Here is a 20651-nt window from a genome sequence, read left to right as displayed (position 1 = left end):
GAAGGATACGCATAAAGTTGGTGGATAGAGTAAGGAAAGTAGCGGATAGAACGCGGAAAGAGATGGATAGAGCAGAGAAAGAGAAGGATACGCATAAAACTGGTAGATAGAGTAAGGAAAGTAGCGGTTAAAACGCGGAAAGAGAGAAAGTGGAGGATACGCATAAAGTTGGTGGATAGAATAAGGAAAGCAGCGGATAGAACGCGGAAAGAGATGGATAGAGCAGAGAAAGTGGAGGATACGCATAAAGTAGCGGATAGAACATCCAAAGAGAAGGATACAAAACCAAAGGATCTGCCTCTTTCGAATAAGGCAGATCCTTTGGTGTCATATGTTAGGCTTGTTCTTTTTTGAGTAAATCACGAATTTCTTTGAGGAGCTCTTCTTTTGCATCTAATTCAGGAGCTGGCTCTTCAACGACTGCTTCTTCTTTTTTACGTGTAAGCTTCGTCATAATTCGGAGCGCCATAAAAATGGCAAATGCAATAATTAAAAAATCAATAATTGATTGTAGAAATACACCTAAATTGACTTGGGCTTCACCAGAGCCAAAAACAAAGCTCTTTGTTAAATCAACACCACCTGTTAAAATACCAACTAATGGCATAATGATATTTTCAACTAAGGAGGTAACAATTTTACCGAAAGCACCACCGATGACTACTGCTACTGCTAGATCGACAATATTGCCTTTCATTGCAAATTCTTTAAAGTCTTTCCACAAAATAAATGCCTCCCTATTATTATCCAATATAATGAATCAATCTGTATTTTACTATATTTTTAGCAAACCTTTCAACTGCTTTTATAGTGAAAATGAATAGCAACCTACAACTGGAAGTTTCTATCTTACAAAAATTAAAAGATTTACTACATATAACGAAAAATTTGGTAATATAGAAAAAGAATACTAGATTAGGTGTGACGTATGACAAAGAAAAAGAACAACAAAGCCATGTTATCACCCGCTACAAAATTGGGTATGATAGCATTATTGATTCCCGTTGCGATAACGGTGTATGTCCTGACATTTTTTGCGTGGAAGGAACTTCAAACATTACCGATTTTCGAAAAGCTTGCACAGCAAAAGGCAATCGAGGAGATTCAACAACATTTCGATATGGACATTCCAGAGAAATACATTCCGGTATATGTAGCAGCGGAGGAGAAATATGGTGTGCCATGGACATTGCTTGCTGCACATCATCGAATTGAAACGAGATTTTCTACAGTGAAATCAATGGTTTCATCTGCCGGGGCAGAAGGGCATATGCAATTTATGCCGTGCACGTTCGTTGGCTGGCAGCATCCTACTTGTTCAGGACTAGGAAAAGGAAACATCACGAAGGCTGAATTAATGAATCCAGAGACAATTGCTAAATATGGAGGATATGGCGTAGACGCGAATGGGGATGGTATAGCCGATCCCTATGATATTGAGGATGCGGTATTTAGTGCAGCTAATTATTTAGCTAAATACGGAGCTGCCAAAGGTAATATTAAGAAAGCTGTGTATCAATACAATCATAGTGAAGAATATGTAGAAAATGTATTGTATTACTACCAATTGTATAATAATTATCACGATGAACTCCGAGCAACCGTTTTACTAAATGAAGCAAAATAAAGAGCCATCACCATGGATGGCTCTTTATTACATATTTAAGTTGCTTTACGCATACCTTTTAAAATAAGGCTGACGATAAAGATCAACACAACGGCACCGATCAGTGCTGGGAACACGTAGAAATCACTTACTCTCCAACCCCAGTTCCCTAAAACCATACTACCGATCCAAGAACCAACAATCCCTGCAATAATATTCCCGATGATGCCACCAGGTACATCTTTACCTAAAATTACGCCAGCTAACCATCCAAGAATTCCTCCGATGATTAAATACCAAATGAAACTAATCATTATTTTCATCTCCTTAAAATTAAGATATAATGGCGATTACTTAGTTATACCCTGAATGGAGTAGATTAAACACTGCGATTTTGTTTAGTAATTATTACATGCTGTCATAATGGCTGTAGACAAATGAATGCAGCTCTTTCATCATGCCCACACTAACGTAACTCCAACTGCATAAATGATTGTGAAAATGTCCACATTAACTACAATTACTTCTATATTGTACATACACCGATTTTCGCTTACTTCTATAGTATGTTCACGCATTCAATTCGTACCAAAAATAGATGGAACGCTCCAAAATCAGCCGTTTGACTAAATATTTGCAAAAACCACCTTTTTATCCATGAAAAAATGCATTTTTTGTTGAAGCAGAATTTCAATCAATTATACGGTTGTTCATTTTTTATTTATATGAATGGAAAATGGTTAAATTTTCACCTTTTAATAGTTTGAAAATTCTGTTTAAAAGGATTATAATGAGAAAAAAGGAGCGTGTTGCATATGAATATGGCTGTTATGAAACGTTTAAATCGTCAAGGTTTTCTGATTGCTGGTCTGCATTTGTTAGTGCTGCTAAATCTTGCAGCCGATTTCTTATACGCATCGTAACCAATTGAATGGAAAGGTGAATGAAATGTTTGTCCCATTCTAAAACAACTGTGTCGACTTATTGAATAAAAAGCGCACGGTTGTTTTTATTTTGACTCATGAATAACAAAATTATTCTGTAAATTGTCAAATACATAGTATATACAGGAGGGATTAAATGACGACAAGATTGGATCGAGCGTTTAATGATTTGGAAAGACCATTTGCTTGGTTGGACTTAGATGCGCTGGATAAAAATATACGAACTGTGCAAGAGGCTTGTGGTGGCAAGCAAATTCGTATTGCGACAAAATCGATTCGTTCTGTTGAAGTGCTTCGTTATGTTCAGAAAAACCTTGCTAATGTTGTAGGCTTTATGACATTCACAGCGGCAGAGACCATTTTTTTACTACAGCAGCAATTTGATGATTTATTACTGGGCTATCCAGTAATGGAGGAAGCAGCTATTCGTCGCTTGCTACATTTCGTCAAAGACGGGAAGAGCGTTACTTTTATGGTGGATCGGCCAGAACATATCCAACTATTAGCGAAGCTGGGACTAGAAATAGGTGTACGTGTACAGGTTTGCATTGATATTAATGTTTCGAATGATTTTAAAGTACTGTATTTCGGGACTAAACGTTCATCGTTGTATTCTCTTGAGACGCTGACACCTTTTTTGCAAGAGATTCAAAAAACATCAGCGATTGAGGTTGTAGGTGCAATGGGCTATGAGGCTCAAATAGCAGGCGTTGGCAATCGTCCTGCGAATGCAATAAAAGGCAAAGTGATTGAGGCAATGCAAGTACAAGCTAAAAAACAAGTAACCCAATTTCGTCGCTTAGCGATAGCCCATATCAAGGCGTATTTTCCAAACTTACGCTTCGTCAATGGTGGAGGCTCAGGGAGCATGTTATATACCAATCAGCAGAAAGAAGTGACTGAAATTACAGTAGGCTCCGCTTTTTATGCACCTGCATTGTTCGATCAATTTACACATTTACAGCTAGAAAAGGCAGCTGGATTTGCTTTGAGTGTAACGAGAAAGCCTGAAAAAAATATTGTTGTTTGTCATGGTGGTGGTTATACGGCTTCTGGAGCAATTGGATTGGATCGCTTACCTGTATTCTATGAACCTAGCAATTTTGCATACCTTAGCTTAGAAGGAGCAGGAGAAGTACAAACGCCTATAAAGGTCAAAGGAAAACATATTAATATTGGTGATACGATCTATTTTAGACATGCAAAAGCGGGGGAGCTTTGTGAGCGTTTTCAAGTACTCCATGGGATTCGAGAGGACAAGTATATGGGGCCTTACACAACATATAGGGGGGATGGACAATGTTTTCTATAGAAAAATGGCGTAATGGTGAAAAGTGGACAAATTGGGCGGGGAATGTTATTTCTTATCCGAGTGAAATGTACTTACCACAATCGGTTGAAGAAGTTTCAACCATTGTCAAGCATGCACGTGAAACGGGAAAAACGATTCGGGTCACAGGGGCAGCTCACTCTTTTAGCGCTGTGGCTATGCCAGAGCATATCGCTATTTCCTTACATAATATGCGTGGATTAATCGCTGTGAATGAGGAAAAGCAGGAGGCAACATTATGGGCTGGTACCTACCTATATGAAATTGGACCAATGCTGGAGAAGCACGGCTTTGCTTTAATCAATATGGGGGATATTCAGGAGCAAACGATTGCAGGAGCAGTATCAACGGGTACACATGGTACAGGGATTACACTTGGTTCTCTGTCGTCTGCTGTCATGACATGGGGGTTTGTAGATGGCACTGGCACATATCAGGAGCACAGGAGGGGAATGGACGATTTATCTGAAGCACTACATGTATCGCTCGGTATGCTTGGTGTCCTTGTCAAAGTAACGATCAAAGTCATGCCACTTTATAGCTTGCATTATGTTGGGGCAAGAGAAACTTTGAGCAATGGTCTCACACTATTCGCAGAGGATATTCGCCAACATCGCCATGTGGAATGGTTTTATTTCCCTGGCAGTGAGACGATTCAAGTAAAACGGATGAATGCTGTAGCACCCATCTATCAAAGTGAATGGAATAAAAAAATAGAAACGTTAAAGCTTCAAATTGTAGAAAATGGTGCTTTCTTTGCCATGTCAGAACTTTGTAAGTGGAAACCAGCGTTAAGTGGTGCTATGAGTAAAATAGCAGCCGCAAATGTGGTGAAAAGTGAAAAAGTGGGCATAAGCTATGAAATTTATCCTTCTCCTCGTAGTGTGAAGTTCCAAGAAAGTGAATATGCCATTCCACTCGCTCAATTTGAAGCATGCTTGGAGGAAATTCATACAACCTTTAAAAAAGGGATTTTTAATGTTCATTTCCCATTAGAGTGTCGAACAACTGCAGGGGAAGCAGGCTTTTTAAGTCCAACACAGGGGCGCGAGTCTGCTTTTATAGCCTTTCATATGTATAAAGGGATGTCAGAAGAGCCTTATTTTAAATGGGTTCATACTTTGATGCAAAAATATGATGGCCGACCTCACTGGGGCAAACAACACCATTTAACAGCACAAACCGTCTACGAACTGTATCCAGAGATCGAAAAGTTTTTAAAAATACGACACCAATATGATCCCGATCAAGTATTTTTTACAGGCTACTTAAAAAAATTGTTTCTATTGTAAGCGTTATCTCTATAGATAAGATGATTCAACTTGTCCGAAAATATGGGAATCAATGGTCTCTTACATTGTTGGTTATTATTGAAAAATTAAAATTTGAACGAAATGTCAAAATTTTTATCAAAGCGAGATAAAACTGATGCTTAATCAGCATGTAAACGATTTCAATTTTGACAGATTTTTTTAATTGTTTGAACAATTCAAAAAATACTGTTGACGAGACCTTTTTTTCGTACTATGATAACAACAATTTAACACGTTCGTTACAGCAGTAGCCATCTAGTAGGCTGCTACTCTATAAACAAAAATTAAAAAGACAGAACATTTTGTCTATAGCAACGAACATAGTATGGATAGCAATGAGGGGCGTTTAAAATGAGAAGTGACATGATTAAAGTAGGCGTAGATCGAGCGCCACATCGAAGTCTTTTATATGCAACAGGCAAAGTAAAAGCAAAAGATTTAGGCAAACCATTTATTGGGGTTTGTAACTCATATATCGACATAATACCAGGTCACGTTCATTTACGTACGTTCGCTGATGTAGTGAAAGAAGCCATTATTGAAGCGGGTGGTATTCCATTCGAATTTAATACAATTGGTGTCGATGATGGTATTGCAATGGGGCATATTGGTATGCGTTATTCATTACCAAGTCGTGAAATTATAGCAGACTCAGCAGAGACAGTTATTAATGCACATTGGTTTGATGGTGTATTTTATATTCCTAACTGTGACAAAATTACACCAGGGATGCTGATGGCAGCAGTTCGCACAAACGTACCATCTATCTTTGTTTCTGGTGGTCCAATGGAGGCTGGTACTTCTGCTTCAGGCAAGCAGCTTTCTTTAACCTCTGTTTTTGAAGGCGTAGGAGCCCATAAATCAGGAAAGATGTCATCTGAAGAGCTGTTAGATATTGAAAATAATGCATGTCCAACATGTGGCTCATGCTCAGGGATGTTTACAGCCAACTCGATGAACTGTTTAATGGAAATGCTCGGTGTTGCTCTACCAGGGAATGGTACAATCGTTGCCACTTCTGAAGAGCGTCACAAGCTGATTAAAGAAGCAGCCAAACAATTAATTCGTATGGTCAAGGAAGACATTAAGCCACGCGACATTATTACAAAAGAGTCAATTGATGATGCTTTTGCTCTTGATATGGCAATGGGAGGCTCCACAAACACTGTTCTTCATACATTAGCCATTGCCAATGAAGCAGAAATAGATTACAACATTGAAGATATTAATAAAGTAGCAGAGCGAGTACCCTATTTAGCGAAAATTATGCCTGCATCCGATATTTCAATGGATGATATCAATAAAGCGGGTGGTGTTAGTGCCATTATTAATGAATTAACATCCATTCCGGGAGCTATTCATCCAGATCGCCCAACCGTTGCAGGTGTAACGATGGGTGAGCTTGTCAAAGATTATCACATCACGAATGATCAAGTCATTCGAACAAAAGACAATCCCTATAGTGCTGTAGGTGGGTTATCGGTGTTATTTGGTAACATTGCACCTGATGGCTCCGTTATTAAAGTAGGTGCAGTTGATCCTTCCATCAAAGTATTCAAGGGAGAGGCAATCGTCTTTGATTCCCAGGAAGCAGCGCAGGAAAATATTGATAATGGAATAGTGAAAGAGGGCCATGTAGTCGTCATTCGCTATGAAGGACCTAAGGGTGGCCCAGGGATGCCTGAAATGCTTGCACCAACATCTGCGATTCAAGGTCGTGGTCTTGGTACAAAGGTTGCATTAATTACAGATGGTCGTTTCTCAGGTGCATCTCGAGGTATTTCAATTGGTCATATTTCACCAGAAGCTGCTGAAGGCGGTCCAATCGCCTTAGTAGAAAACGGAGATATTATTGAAATTGATCTACCAAATCGTACGATTAATGTACAAGTTTCAGATGAAGTTTTAGCTGAACGTCGTGCAAAATTACCAGTCTTTGAGCCAAAAATCAAACGTGGTTGGTTAGCAAGATATTCAAAATTAGTGACGAACGCTTCCACTGGTGGCGTAATGAAAATTTAACAACTAGATAAATGAAAACGTTGATGAGGTTAAAGGTTCTAGAGCCTTGTATCTACCAGAGAGCCGGTCGTGCTGGAAGCCGGCGATACAACTAGATCCGACATCCCCTCGGAGTGGGCTATTAAACGTGTTTACACCATTAGATAGCTCCGGGCATAGTCGAAAGTGCTCGTTATTAATGAATAAATGTTTTATGACACCCTATTGGATGTGAAATTTTTTGCATAGGTGTATAAATGCAGTCATTTATTCGCGAGGTAGCAATTATTTGCTATAAAAAAGGGTGGTACCATGGAAAGTCTTTTTCATCCCTACGTAAGGTAGTTCTTTGCGTGTGGAGAAAAGGGCTTTTTTATTATTTTCACGACGTAATGAGCAAACTCTCAATGAAAAGGAAGAGAGGTAGACTTACCAGCTAGTGGCACTTTACTAATCTAGAACACTGATGTATGACTTTGAAAGAAATGAAGGAGGCATAAATTGATGAGTGCGAATGTTTCAATCAATGAACAAGAACAATTAGCAACAACAGCAACGGCTGAACAAACCTATCAAGCGAAGGACGGTGCAGATGTTTTAGTGCAGGCTTTGCATGATCAAGGTGTTGAAATCATCTTTGGCTATCCAGGTGGAGCCGTATTACAAATCTATGATGCGATGTATAAAAATCCGATTCGCCATATTTTAACAAGACATGAACAGGGGGCTATTCACGCGGCTGAAGGCTATGCACGTGTCTCAGGTAAAACAGGCGTTGTCATTGCCACAAGTGGACCTGGTGCAACAAACCTCGTAACAGGTATTGCGGATGCCATGATTGATTCCATCCCATTAGTTGTCTTCACAGGTCAGGTTGCTACATCTGTCATTGGAACAGATGCTTTCCAAGAAGCTGATATCATGGGGATTACGACACCAATCACAAAGCACAATTACCAAGTGCAGGATGTCAATGACATTCCACGTATTGTGAAGGAAGCATTCCATATTGCAAGCACTGGACGTAAGGGACCAGTGGTTGTGGACTTTCCAAAAAACGTTTCACAAATGTTGTTTGATGTAGAGAATCCACCACAAGCACCAGATGAAATTTATTTACCAGGCTATCAACCAACCTATAAACCAAACTATTTACAAATTCAAAAGGCGATCCAAGCAATTTCTTTGGCAAAAAATCCAGTTATTTTAGCTGGTGCAGGTGTTCTTTTTGCTGACGCACGTGAGGAATTAACGGCCTTTGCTGAAAAATACCGTATCCCCGTAACGAATACATTGCTAGGGCTAGGCTCCATTCATGGGGAACATGATTTATTCCTTGGAATGGCAGGAATGCACGGTACGGTTACAGCGAATACAGCCATCACAAAAACAGATTTACTACTCAATATCGGTGCACGTTTTGATGATCGCTTAACAGGAAATTTAGCCACATTTGCACCAAATGCAACGATTATCCATATCGATATTGACCCTGCTGAAATTGGTAAAAACGTACCGACAGATATTCCGATTGTTGCGGATGCAAAAGAGGCGTTAAAGGCATTGTTGAAAAAGGATTTCGAAGGTCCTGATACAGCAGACTGGCTAGCCTTTTTAAATAATCATGCGAATGAATACCCATTGTGGTATTGCAAAGATGCCAATACGCAAGAAATCTTACCACAAGAGGCATTGCAATTAGTGCACAAGATTACAGAGGGTGATGCCATTGTAACGACAGATGTAGGGCAGCATCAAATGTGGGCAGCACAATACTACCATTTAAATAATGATCATGCATGGGTAACGTCTGGTGGACTTGGTACGATGGGCTTCGGCTTCCCGGCCGCAATTGGGGCTCAGTTTGCGAAGCCAGACAAAAAAGTTATTTCGATTGTAGGAGATGCTGGATTCCAAATGACGGCACAGGAGCTATCTATTCTACAGGAATTTAACTTACCAGTAAAAATAGTGATTTTGAATAATAGTTGTCTTGGAATGGTGCGCCAATGGCAACAAACATTCTATGAAGAACGTTATTCATCGTCGCTGATGCCAATCCAACCAGATTTTGTTAAATTAGCGGATGCCTATAATATTAAAGGCTATCGTATTAACACAATCGATGAGGCGGAGAATATTTTCCGTGAGGCACTACTTTCTGATGAGCCAGTATTAATTGATTGTCGAGTGAAACAGCTTGAATGTGTTTACCCAATGGTAGCACCAGGCAAAGGCTTACATGAAATGATTGGGGTGAAAAAGAATTGAAACGAGTAATTACTGTAACTGTGATTAACCAAAGTGGTGTATTAAACCGATTGACAGGTTTGTTGATGAAGCGACAGTTCAATATTGAATCGATTACAGTAGGGCATACTGAACAACCAAATTTTTCTAAGATGACCTTTGTTGTCAATGTTGAGGATGAACGCAAAATCGAGCAGCTAGTAAAACAATTATCCAAGCAAATTGATGTGTTAAAAGTCAATGATATTACCGACAAATCAATTGTTCTGCGAGAGCTGGCGCTAGTAAAGGTTATTTCACCACCAAATCTACGCTTGGAAATGAATTCGATTGTTGAACCATTTCGTGCACAAATTATTGACACAGCCAAAAATGTTGTGACGTATCAAGTAGTAGGGCACCCAGAAAAGATTGATGCCTTTATCGAACTCATTCGACCATATGGCATTAAAGAACTGACACGTACAGGAGCCACTGCCTCTGTGCGTGAAACGCAAAAAATCTCAAACCCACAGCTCTCTATTTTAAAATAGTTTGCATATAAAATTGATAGCTTTATTGAAACAGCAAGTTGCTAAAGCTATGAAAACCAAACCAAATTCTAGGAGGAAATAAACTATGGCTACAATGTACTATGAACAAAACATCAACGAGGACGTATTAAAAGGAAAAAAAATCGCTATTATCGGTTACGGCTCACAAGGTCATGCACATGCACTAAACCTTAAAGAATCAGGCTTTGACGTAGTAGTTGGGGTTCGCCCAGGTGGATCATTCGATGCTGCGAAAGCTGATGGTATTGACGTGAAAACTGTGGCTGAGGCTGCACAAGAAGCAGATGTGATTCAAATTTTATTACCAGATGAGCGTCAAAAAGCCGTTTATGAAGCAGAAATTGCACCATATTTACAAGCTGGTAAAGCACTGATGTTTGCGCACGGCTTCAATATCCATTTTGGTCAAATTACACCACCAGCAGATGTTGACGTATTTTTAGTAGCACCAAAAGGACCAGGACATTTAGTTCGTCGTCAATTCCAAGAAGGTGCTGGTGTACCAGGTCTATTCGCTATCCATCAAGATGCTACTGGGCAAGCAAAAGATTTAGCACTTGCTTATGGGAAAGGAATTGGTGCTGCGCGAGGTGGTTTACTTGAAACAACATTCAAAGAAGAAACAGAGACAGATTTATTCGGTGAACAAGCAGTACTTTGTGGTGGTGCAACACAGCTAGTAAGAGCAGGTTTCGAAACGTTAGTAGAAGCTGGCTACCAACCAGAACTAGCTTACTTTGAAACGCTACATGAACTTAAATTAATTGTAGACCTAATGTTTGAAGGTGGTATGGCTACAATGCGCTACTCGGTATCTGATACAGCAGAGTGGGGAGATTATGTGGCAGGACCACGCATTATTGATGAAACTGTAAAGGCTCGTATGAAAGACGTGTTAACAGATATCCAAGATGGCACATTTGCACGTCGTTGGATTCAAGAAAATGAAAATGGTCGTCCAGAATATACAAAATTCAAGGAAGCTGGTGCGAACCACCAAATCGAAGAAGTTGGCGCGAAATTACGTGCTATGATGCCATTCATCAACGAAGGGAAAGAAAAAGTTGTGCGAGAAGTAGCGGCAAGTGCGAAAAATTAATATTTTCGATACTGCGCTTCACAATGGTGAACAATTGGCTGAGATCTACTTAACCGCAGCTGAAAATTTACTATGAGGATATATCGACTACCGGCCGTAACTCCTCTCAAGATGTTTAGAAGCTGCTATTAAATGCCATTAACCGTCATTTAATAGCATGCCTTCGGGAGCACATCCTGTATAGGTTTTAAAGGTAGTGAATCGTATGACATACCATTCACAAGTCGGATGCAATGATGATATGGCGTATTGTATCCATTCACAAAAAATTACGCGTAGACGTAATGAATGCGCCCACCTAATTCAATGGTAGGTGGGCGTCTTTACTAAATTAGCGAATGCGCTATACAAAGAAAGGTGTTTTGATGATGGAGAGAAAAATTACAGTACTTCCTGGTGATGGGATTGGCCCTGAGGTTGTTGCTTCTGCTGTACGTGTATTACAAGTGATTGGTAAACGATTTAATCATACTTTTCATTTAGGGTATGCAACAATTGGAGGTGCTGCTATCGACCAGCATAATAATCCACTACCAGAAGAAACAATCGAGATGTGTGAAAATAGTGATGCGATTTTATTAGGTGCTGTAGGTGGTCCAAAGTGGGATCAGAATCCACCTGAATTACGCCCGGAAAAAGGGTTATTGCGAATTCGCAAACACTTCGATCTTTTTGCAAATCTACGTCCAGTAAAGGCGTTCCCGAGTTTACTAGATGCTTCACCACTGAAACGTGAAGTAGCTGAAAACGTTGATTTAATGATTGTCCGTGAACTAACAGGCGGCGTATACTTCGGGGAACCACGTATGCGTACTGAAAATGGCGCAATTGATACAACGGTCTACTCAAAAGCAGAAGTGGAACGTATTGTTGAAAATGCCTTTGAGCTAGCACGTTTACGTGGCGGCAAATTATGCTCTGTTGATAAGGCGAATGTGCTTGAAACAAGTCGCTTATGGCGAGAAGTCGTAGAAGCTAAGAAAAAAGATTATCCAGATGTGATCGTAGAACATAATCTAGTAGACTCTGTGGCGATGAAACTTATTACAAACCCAGGACACTATGATGTTGTAGTCACTGAAAATATGTTCGGTGATATTTTAAGCGATGAAGCTTCTGTCATTACTGGCTCTTTAGGTGTATTACCATCAGCATCTATCCGTGGCGATAATTTTGGCTTATATGAACCAGTACATGGGTCAGCACCAGAAATTGCAGGGCAAGGAGTCGCAAACCCTGCAGCAACCATTCTTTCTGTCGCTATGATGCTGCAATATTCATTTGGTTTAACAGAAGAGGCAGCAGAAATTGAGCGTGCTGTTAGTGCGGTATTTGATGATGGTTACTTTACAGCAGATCTAGCCCGTGATGGCAATCGTATTCTTTCGACAAATGAATGGACAGATAAAGTAATTAATGAAATTGATACTAGCTTTGTTTCACAAAGCATTATGACAACATATATTTAAAGAAATAGGTGAAGACAATGGGTAAAAATATAATTGAAAAGATTTGGGATAAACATGTAGTTTATCAGGAAGAGGGCAAACCGGACCTGTTATATATTGATCTTCATTTAATTCATGAAGTAACATCTCCGCAAGCTTTTGAAGGGCTACGTTTGAATGGACGGAAAGTGCGTCGTCCTGATTTAAGCTTTGCGACAATGGATCATAATGTACCAACGAAAAATTTACCGACTATCCATGATCCCATTGCACGCAATCAAATCGAAACATTGGCTAAAAATGCTGAAGAATTTGGCGTTGAGCTAGCAGGGATGGGTCACCCTGACCAAGGCATTGTACATGTTATCGGGCCTGAGCTAGGGCTAACACAGCCAGGTAAAACAATTGTCTGCGGTGACTCACATACATCCACTCACGGTGCCTTTGGGGCAATTGCTTTTGGGATTGGTACATCAGAGGTAGAGCATGTATTATCGACGCAAACATTATGGCAAAATAAGCCGAAGACGATGGAAATTCGTGTTGAAGGGGAGCTACAAGTTGGCGTAGCAGCTAAAGATATTATTTTAGCCATTATTGCGAAGTTCGGCATTGGCGTTGGTACAGGACATATTGTGGAGTTCACTGGAGAGGCAATCCACAAATTATCAATGGAAGAACGTATGACGATTTGTAATATGTCGATTGAGGCAGGAGCAAAAGCAGGGCTCATCTCACCTGACCAAACAACCGTCGATTATATTCGTGGTCGCAAATATGCACCCCAAGGTGAAAAATTAGAGGAAGCAGCTGCTTATTGGCTAAGCCTTGCCTCAGACGAGGATGCTACGTACGATACAGTTCGTATCATACAAGCAGAAGAAATTGAACCTATCATTACATGGGGTACCAATCCCTCGATGGGTACGGGTGTTTCAGGATATGTGCCTACACAGGCAGATTACGAGGATGACTCTGATAAGGCGGCACTTCAAAAAGCGCTTGCTTATATGGGCTTAGAGGAAGGGCAATCCTTAACATCCATTGACATCCAGCATGTCTTTATTGGCTCCTGTACAAATTCACGAATTAGTGATTTACGTGCGGCAGCTAATATCATCAAAGGACGCAAGGTGCACGATAAGGTCACAGCGATCGTTGTGCCAGGGTCACATACTACGAAAAAGCAAGCGGAGGCAGAAGGTTTGGATAAAATCTTTATGGAAGCTGGCTTTGAATGGCGGGAGTCAGGTTGCTCCATGTGTTTAGCCATGAATGATGATGTCGTACCAGCTGGTGAACGCTGTGCTTCTACATCTAACCGCAACTTTGAAGGACGTCAGGGCGCGGGTTCTCGTACACATTTAGTATCACCACCAATGGCAGCAGCCGCTGCGATTGCAGGTCATTTTGTTGATGTGCGTGAATTTGTCAAGGAAACTGTGTAAATCTTGCTTTACACGGAAGGGATGAGTAAAAATGGAACCAATTAATATCGTCAATAGTGTCATCACACCACTTGATCGTAAAAATGTCGATACAGATCAAATTATTTCAAAGGAATTTCTAAAACGCATTGAGCGCACAGGTTTTGGGCAGTATTTATTTTATCACTGGCGCTATGATGCGCAAGGCAATGAAGTAACAGACTTCGTATTAAATAAACCTGAATTTAAAGCATCAAAAATTCTAGTAGCACAAGATAATTTCGGCTGTGGCTCATCTCGTGAGCATGCACCATGGGCCATTTTAGATTATGGTTTTAATGTAGTAATAGCACCTTCCTTTGCAGATATCTTCCATAATAATTGCTTTAAAAATGGAATTTTACCTATTAAGCTAACAGAAGCCGAATGCGATAATATTCTGGCTAAAGGTTTGGCAAAGCCGTACACAATGGAAGTAAATCTGGCAGAGCAAACTGTAACGGGTGAAGATGGTACAGTGTATCAATTCTCGATTGATCCGTATTATAAGGAAACGTTACTCAATGGCTGGGATGAAATCGCCTTAACCTTTAAATACGAAGACCATATTGCTGCCTATGAAGCAAAGCGGATAGCCTATTAACTTGATAGACTGAAGACAACTTTATGTTGTCTTCAGTTTTTTCTTTTACAGTGAAATAAAGTAAAGCTGTTGATTTCCACTACTGATGGATCAATTAGCACCCAAAGATCATTTAGTATGAAAACTAGAGACTGCTATTGATTTCGTTTATTTATCTAGTAGAAAACCTCTCTTCAGCCTAACATCCAAGTATTAATCCCTTCATTCTCATGTCGTAAATGTTCGGCTTCCTCCACAGACGATTCCCAAATATGATGTTGAATGAGTTTCTGGTGATTTGTCTATTAAAGAAATGTTTAGCTTCCCCATACTCATATATAAATGGAAGGTACTAAGTTCTATGGTCTAATTGTGTCTTAGTGTTCAAATTATAAAAGAAAAAATTCCTAAATATAACATTATCTATTGATATTTTTACATAATATGTTATTTTAAAATAGGTAATATAGTACCAAATAATAAATATATTACCAAATAAGTAATGTAGTACTATAGGAGGACTTATTATGAAGAAAAAATTTAAATTCAATCAAGTGTTAATTGGGATTAGCACAATGGCACTGTCGTTAGGAGGGTTACAAGCAGAAGCATCAGCAGCAGAAAAAACGCCCTATAATGTATTACAAATGAAACCAATTGGCATAGAAACGTCGAAAGATGAAATTGTACACTCTACAAAGGCTGATGAAACATTATCATTTGATGAACGTTTGGAAATTGGAGATTTTTCGCAACATCCAGCTCCAATTATAGAACAGGCTGATACGAAGCAATTGCAGGAAAAGTACTCGATGGCAGAGCTTAATAAAATGAACGATCGTGAGCTAATTGATACGCTAGGAAATATTCGGTGGTATCAAATAACAGACTTGTTCCAATTCAGTGAGGAAACAAAAGCTTTCTATCAAAATGAAGAACGCATGCAAGTGATTATTAATGAATTGGGGAAAAGAGGAAGTTCTTTTACGAAAGATGATTCAAAGGGGATTGAAACATTTGTTGAGCTATTGCGTTCGGCTTTTTATGTAGCATTTTATAATAATGAACTAGGTTATTTAAACGAGAGAAGTTTCCAAGATAAGTGTTTACCAGCATTAAAAGAAATAGCTAAGAATCCGAACTTTAAACTAGGTACAGCTGAACAAGATAAAGTAGTATCTGCCTATGGGAAATTAATAGGTAATGCTTCTAGTGATGCGGAAACAGTTCAACTTGCTACGAAGATTTTAAAGCAGTATAACGAAAATCTCTCTACATTTGAAGACGAGTCGTCAAAAGGACAAGCTATATACGATGTAATACATGGCATTGATTATGACTTACAGTCGTATTTATATGATACTCGTAAAGAAGCTAATACGACGATGTGGTATGGCAAAATTGATAGCTTCATAAATGAAGTTAATAAAATTGCTCTTATACATAATGTGACAGATAACAATAGTTGGTTAATCAATAATGGCATTTATTATGCAGGGAGTTTAGGAGGCTTCCATAGTAATCCGAATAAAGGTTTAGAAGTTGTTACACAAGCGATGCAAATGTATCCATATTTAAGTGAAGCTTATTTTGTAGCAGTAGAGCAAATTACTACAAATTATGGTGGAAAAGACTATAGTGGAAAGACAGTAGATTTACAGCAAGTACGTGAAGAAGGAAAGGAGCAGTATCTACCGAAAACATATACATTTGATGATGGATCCATTGTATTTAAAACGGGAGATCAAGTAACAGAAGACAAAATTCAAAGATTATACTGGGCTGCAAAAGAAGTAAAAGCACAATATCATCGTGTAATTGGGAATGATAAAGCATTAGAACCAGGTAATGCTGACGATGTCTTAACAGTAGTCATTTATAACTCTCCAGATCAATATCGATTAAACCGTCAATTGTATGGATATGAAACAAATAATGGTGGTATTTATATTGAAGAGAATGGAACGTTCTTTACATATGAACGGACGCCAGAGCAAAGTATTTATAGTTTAGAAGAGTTGTTCCGTCATGAATATACACACTATTTACAGGGTAGGTATGAGGTTCCAGGTTTATTCGGAACAGGTGATATGTACCAAAACGAGCGACTAACATGGTTCCAGGAAGGAAATGCAGAATTTTTCGCTGGATCAACGCGTACAAATGACATTGTTCCACGTAAGAGTATTATTAGTGGATTATCGGAGGATCCATCACAACGCTATACAGCTGAACAAACAATGTTTGCAAAATATGGATCATGGGATTTTTATAACTATTCATTTGCATTGCAGTCTTATATGTATAATCACCAATTTGATACATTTGATAGGATTCAAGATTTAATTCGAGCGAATGATGTGAAAAATTATGATGCGTATCGTGACACTTTAAGTAAAGATCCACAACTAAATGCGGAATACCAAGCCTATATGCAGCAATTGATTGATAATCAAGAAAAATACGAGGTACCACAAGTATCAGAAGATTATTTAGTGCAACATCAACCAAAAGCGTTAGACGAAGTGGAGCAAGAAATTGTCGATATTGCTAACATGAAAAATGGAAATATGACAAAACATAAATCTCAATTTTTTAATACATTTATACTCGAAGGCACGTATATAGGTAGTGAAACACAAGGTGAATCTCAAGATTGGAAAACGATGAGTAAGCAAGTGAACCAAGTATTGGAGCAACTGTCGCAAAAAGAATGGAGCGGCTATAAAACAGCGACAGCGTATTTTGTAAACTACCGTGTGAATGCGGCAAACCAGTTTGAATATGATGTTGTTTTCCATGGCATTGCGACGGATGAGGGAGAAAATCAAGTGCCTTTTGTAACTATAAATGGTCCATATACTGGAATCAAAAATGAAAAAATCCAGTTCAAAAGCGATGGTTCAAAAGATCACAATGGAGATATCGTTTCTTATCTTTGGGATTTTGGTGATGGAAAAACAAGTGAAGAGGCAAACCCTATTCATGTATACGAAGATGAAGGAACATACAATGTGATATTAACAGTGCAAAATGATAAGGGAATAGCAAGTAAAGCTAAAACAATTGTAACTGTACGGAGAGGGGAGCAGACAGAGAATAATCATCCCGAAGAAGCGACTATAATGCCATTTAATATGCCTCTAAAAGGTAGTTTGATTGATAAGGATACGAATGTATATCAATTCGATATTACGTCTCCAGAAGAAATAGATATTTCTGTTGTAAATGAAAATCAAATTGGCATGACATGGGTGCTTTATCATGAGTCTGATATGCAAAATTACACTTCCTATGGGCAGGAAGATGGAAATATTATAAAAGGAAAATTGAATGCAAAACCAGGAAAATATTATTTATATATTTATAAATTTGATAATGAAAACGGGACATATACAGTAAATGTACGGAATGGAGCGCAAACAGAGATAGAACCAAATAATCATCCCGAAGAAGCGACTATAATGCCATTTAATATGCCAATAAAAGGTAGCTTGCTTGATGATGATAATACGGATATATATCAATTCGATGTTACGTCTCCAAAAGAAATAGATATTTCTGTCGTAAATGAAAATCAAATTGGCATGACATGGGTACTTTATCATGAGTCTGATATGCAAAATTATACTTCCTATGGACAGGAAGATGGAAGTATTATAAAAGGAAAATTAAATGCAAAACCAGGAAAGTATTATTTATATATTTATAAATTTGATAATGAAAATGGAACATATACTGTTAATGTACACTAATACTATTTTTTAAGATAAACGAAAATTCTTGTTTTTAGTGTGACGAGTAGCATTGAAAACTAAATAGTGTACGTAAGACATTCCTAGTTTAAAAAGCCCAATTTCTCTGTAATTAAATAGAGAAATTGGGCTTTGTTCTTACAATCGAGTTGAGTTTGTTTGAATCGTAAATTTTGAGACATTTTCCTGCATTTTATTAGCTAACTTTGCTAATTCTTCACTGGAATTGGCAATTTCATAAATGGAGTTTGTTTGATTTTGTAAATATGCGGCTGCTTCTTCCGTACCAGCTGCATTTTCTTCCGATATGGCAGATAAGTTTTGTAGAATATCTATTACTTCGTCCTTCTTTTCACCCATATTATTGCCTAAGTTATATAATTCCTCAATGACCGTTTTTATTTTTTCAATAGAGTTTGCAACATCTTCAAACTTGCCATTCGTAGTTTTAACACTTGTAGCTTGAGAATTGACAATATGATTCACTTCTTGGATAGTCTGAACAGCTTGTCCAGTTTTTGCTGTTAAGTCTCCTATAACAGTGGCAATTTCCTTAGTGAATTGATTTGATTGCTCCGCCAATTTTCGTATTTCGTCCGCAACAACTGCAAACCCTTTTCCAGCTTCGCCAGCTCTAGATGCTTCAATAGCCGCATTTAAAGCTAATAAATTCGTTTGTTCCGAAATGGTTCTTATCATCTGGCTTGCATTTTGAATTTTCCCAGAGCTTTCGTTTGTCGTGAGAATGATGTCATAAATTTCTTTTGCTGCCTTATTATTTTCTTCTGTTTTAGCAACAAGCTCTTTTAATATGAGTAAGCTTTCATCTTTAATATGGCTTACTTCATCGACAAATAGATTCAGATTTTCTAAATGATCCTGATTACTTTCAATTAATTCTCCTAGCTCTCCAATACTTGCAGTCCCGTATTCGGTATCTTTTGCTTGTTCCACAGCTCCCTTAGCAATGTCTTCAACAGCAGATGATAAATCCTTTGAAGACTCTAAAGAAGTACTGGTTGCATCTCGCAGTTCTTCAGATGATGCAGTAACCTTATTCGAAGTTAGACTGATTTCATTAAGTAAATCAACAAAGTGATTTTGCATCTCATTTAAAGCATATGTAAGCTTACCTACTTCATCGTTTCTAGTTGTATATTTTGGGGGGATTAACTCAGTGAATTCTCCTTTTCCCATGTCATTGCATTTATCAACTGCTAACAGTAAAGGTTTGAACATTTTATTTAAAATAAAAATCATTAAAATAATGAATAAAATACAGCCAACAGCAACTGTAATAATTTCCTTTAGTAAAATGGCATTCGTAACTTTTGTGATGTCACCCTCGAAAATACCTACATCCATAGATCCGTAAAGCGTATTATTTATATAAATCGGTACCATTATATCGAACGTCCAACTTTTCTGAACATCCGCATAAAATCTACTAGTCATCGTTTTCCCATTTTTCGCTCCATCTACAGAGTAGGAATCATCTTCATAGTTTTTACCTATTTTCTCCTTATCACTATGGGCAATTGCCGTAACATTTTTATCAATGACAACTGCATAAGCAATTCCATTTTGTTGTACTTTGTTTTCAACGAAATTTTGCAGTTCCACTGTAGGATTAGAGTTAGAAACTAGAATATTCTCCACTTGACGTGCAATTTCATCGACCTGCTGTATACTCTTTTCTAATAAAGCATCTGAAACATTTTCTTTAACTGTCTTAATATTTAAATAGGAACTGATGCTGATAATCGAAATAAACAGTAAAAGTGATATTCCAATAATACGATTTTTTAAGCTTCCTTTTCTGACTCTACCATTTTTCTGCTGTTGACCCATAGACACTTACCACCTTCTTTTTATTATCTCTATTTTAAAATTAATTATAGTACTTTAGTTGTAGTTAATCAATATGATTTAGAACAAGGGTATTACTATAGCTTTTTCATTTTCATTGTTTTAAAAATATTACCTTAGTTGGTGAACTTCCTTATTTTCTAGGTTTTGTTAGCTGTTCATTTTCGTATTTGAAAAAGGCTTACCGCAAACCCTCTTATATCAACTATCTCTTGAAAATTTGACATATGGACAAATGAAGGAACGCTACTACAGGTGAGATGGTTTATGTTATACATGGCAGGCAGCTTAAAAGAATTTTTATGCTTAAAGAGTATGTTTAATATGTAGTGAATGACCATTTTTAAACATAATGAAAAATGACAAAAGGAAGCGAGTATGAACTTCTCGCTTCCTTTTGTCGACAGTCTGAACAGTCTCCGAGAAATCGAAG

At 38.2% G+C, this 20651-nt stretch carries 14 protein-coding genes; 11 read left to right on the top strand and 3 right to left on the bottom strand.

Annotation, left to right across the window (positions count from 1 at the left end):
* Positions 1 to 334: 334 nt before the first annotated feature.
* Positions 335 to 724, bottom strand: coding sequence for a large conductance mechanosensitive channel protein MscL (mscL, locus tag NV349_RS13210; protein WP_036123266.1), 390 nt, complete (start codon positions 722 to 724; stop codon positions 335 to 337).
* Positions 725 to 928: 204 nt separating this feature from the next.
* Between mscL and NV349_RS13205 the strand changes: the two genes are divergently transcribed.
* Positions 929 to 1627, top strand: a complete 699-nt coding sequence (locus NV349_RS13205) for a lytic transglycosylase domain-containing protein (RefSeq protein WP_058844538.1) — start codon at positions 929 to 931, stop codon at positions 1625 to 1627.
* Positions 1628 to 1662: 35 nt separating this feature from the next.
* Here the strand turns inward: NV349_RS13205 and NV349_RS13200 are convergent, their stop codons facing one another.
* Positions 1663 to 1920, bottom strand: a complete 258-nt coding sequence (locus tag NV349_RS13200; protein ID WP_036123271.1) for a GlsB/YeaQ/YmgE family stress response membrane protein — start codon at positions 1918 to 1920, stop codon at positions 1663 to 1665.
* Between the two features lie 766 nt (positions 1921 to 2686).
* Here NV349_RS13200 and NV349_RS13195 point away from each other — a divergent pair.
* The 10 genes from NV349_RS13195 to NV349_RS13150 all read left to right on the top strand — a co-directional run bounded on the left by NV349_RS13195 (position 2687) and on the right by NV349_RS13150 (position 18349).
* The gene (locus NV349_RS13195; RefSeq protein WP_271910176.1) at positions 2687 to 3862 is read left to right on the top strand and encodes an amino acid deaminase/aldolase; all 1176 of its coding nucleotides are present in this window, start codon (positions 2687 to 2689) and stop codon (positions 3860 to 3862) included.
* Positions 3850 to 5172 (top strand): D-arabinono-1,4-lactone oxidase, encoded by a 1323-nt coding sequence (locus NV349_RS13190; protein WP_058844540.1) that lies wholly within the window; start codon positions 3850 to 3852, stop codon positions 5170 to 5172. The genes NV349_RS13195 and NV349_RS13190 overlap by 13 nt, the downstream gene beginning before the upstream one ends.
* Before the next feature lie 372 nt (positions 5173 to 5544).
* Positions 5545 to 7215 carry a dihydroxy-acid dehydratase gene (ilvD, locus tag NV349_RS13185; RefSeq protein ID WP_036123280.1) on the top strand — a complete coding sequence of 557 codons (1671 nt, stop codon included), beginning with the start codon at positions 5545 to 5547 and terminating at the stop codon, positions 7213 to 7215.
* Between the two features lie 483 nt (positions 7216 to 7698).
* Positions 7699 to 9465 carry a biosynthetic-type acetolactate synthase large subunit gene (ilvB, locus tag NV349_RS13180; RefSeq protein ID WP_058844541.1) on the top strand — a complete coding sequence of 589 codons (1767 nt, stop codon included), beginning with the start codon at positions 7699 to 7701 and terminating at the stop codon, positions 9463 to 9465.
* The gene (gene ilvN, locus NV349_RS13175; protein ID WP_036123293.1) at positions 9462 to 9977 is read left to right on the top strand and encodes an acetolactate synthase small subunit; all 516 of its coding nucleotides are present in this window, start codon (positions 9462 to 9464) and stop codon (positions 9975 to 9977) included. Before ilvB ends, ilvN begins: the two co-directional genes overlap by 4 nt.
* Positions 9978 to 10062: 85 nt before the next feature.
* Positions 10063 to 11097, top strand: coding sequence for a ketol-acid reductoisomerase (gene ilvC / locus NV349_RS13170; protein ID WP_036123296.1), 1035 nt, complete (start codon positions 10063 to 10065; stop codon positions 11095 to 11097).
* A 368-nt stretch (positions 11098 to 11465) separates the two neighbouring features.
* Positions 11466 to 12566, top strand: coding sequence for a 3-isopropylmalate dehydrogenase (gene leuB / locus NV349_RS13165; protein ID WP_036123302.1), 1101 nt, complete (start codon positions 11466 to 11468; stop codon positions 12564 to 12566).
* A 17-nt stretch (positions 12567 to 12583) separates the two neighbouring features.
* Positions 12584 to 13993: a 3-isopropylmalate dehydratase large subunit gene (leuC, locus tag NV349_RS13160; RefSeq protein ID WP_271910172.1), complete on the top strand. Its 1410-nt coding sequence runs from the start codon at positions 12584 to 12586 to the stop codon at positions 13991 to 13993.
* Between the two features lie 31 nt (positions 13994 to 14024).
* Entirely contained in the window at positions 14025 to 14615 is a 591-nt protein-coding gene (gene leuD, locus NV349_RS13155) for a 3-isopropylmalate dehydratase small subunit (protein WP_058844543.1), read from the top strand.
* A 506-nt stretch (positions 14616 to 15121) separates the two neighbouring features.
* Complete coding sequence (locus NV349_RS13150) at positions 15122 to 18349, top strand: collagenase (RefSeq protein WP_271910170.1); 3228 nt, start codon at positions 15122 to 15124, stop codon at positions 18347 to 18349.
* 138 nt (positions 18350 to 18487) lie between these two features.
* Here NV349_RS13150 and NV349_RS13145 read toward each other — a convergent pair whose 3' ends face one another.
* On the bottom strand, positions 18488 to 20200 hold the full coding sequence (locus tag NV349_RS13145; RefSeq protein ID WP_058844545.1) for a methyl-accepting chemotaxis protein: 1713 nt from the start codon (positions 20198 to 20200) through the stop codon (positions 18488 to 18490).
* Positions 20201 to 20651 lie beyond the last annotated feature (451 nt).

It is taken from the genome of Lysinibacillus sp. OF-1 (genome assembly GCF_028356935.1).
GTDB classification, from domain to species: Bacteria; Bacillota; Bacilli; order Bacillales_A; family Planococcaceae; genus Lysinibacillus; species Lysinibacillus fusiformis_D.
Note: the sequence above shows the minus strand (reverse complement) of the source record. Positions and strands in the feature narration are given on the sequence as shown.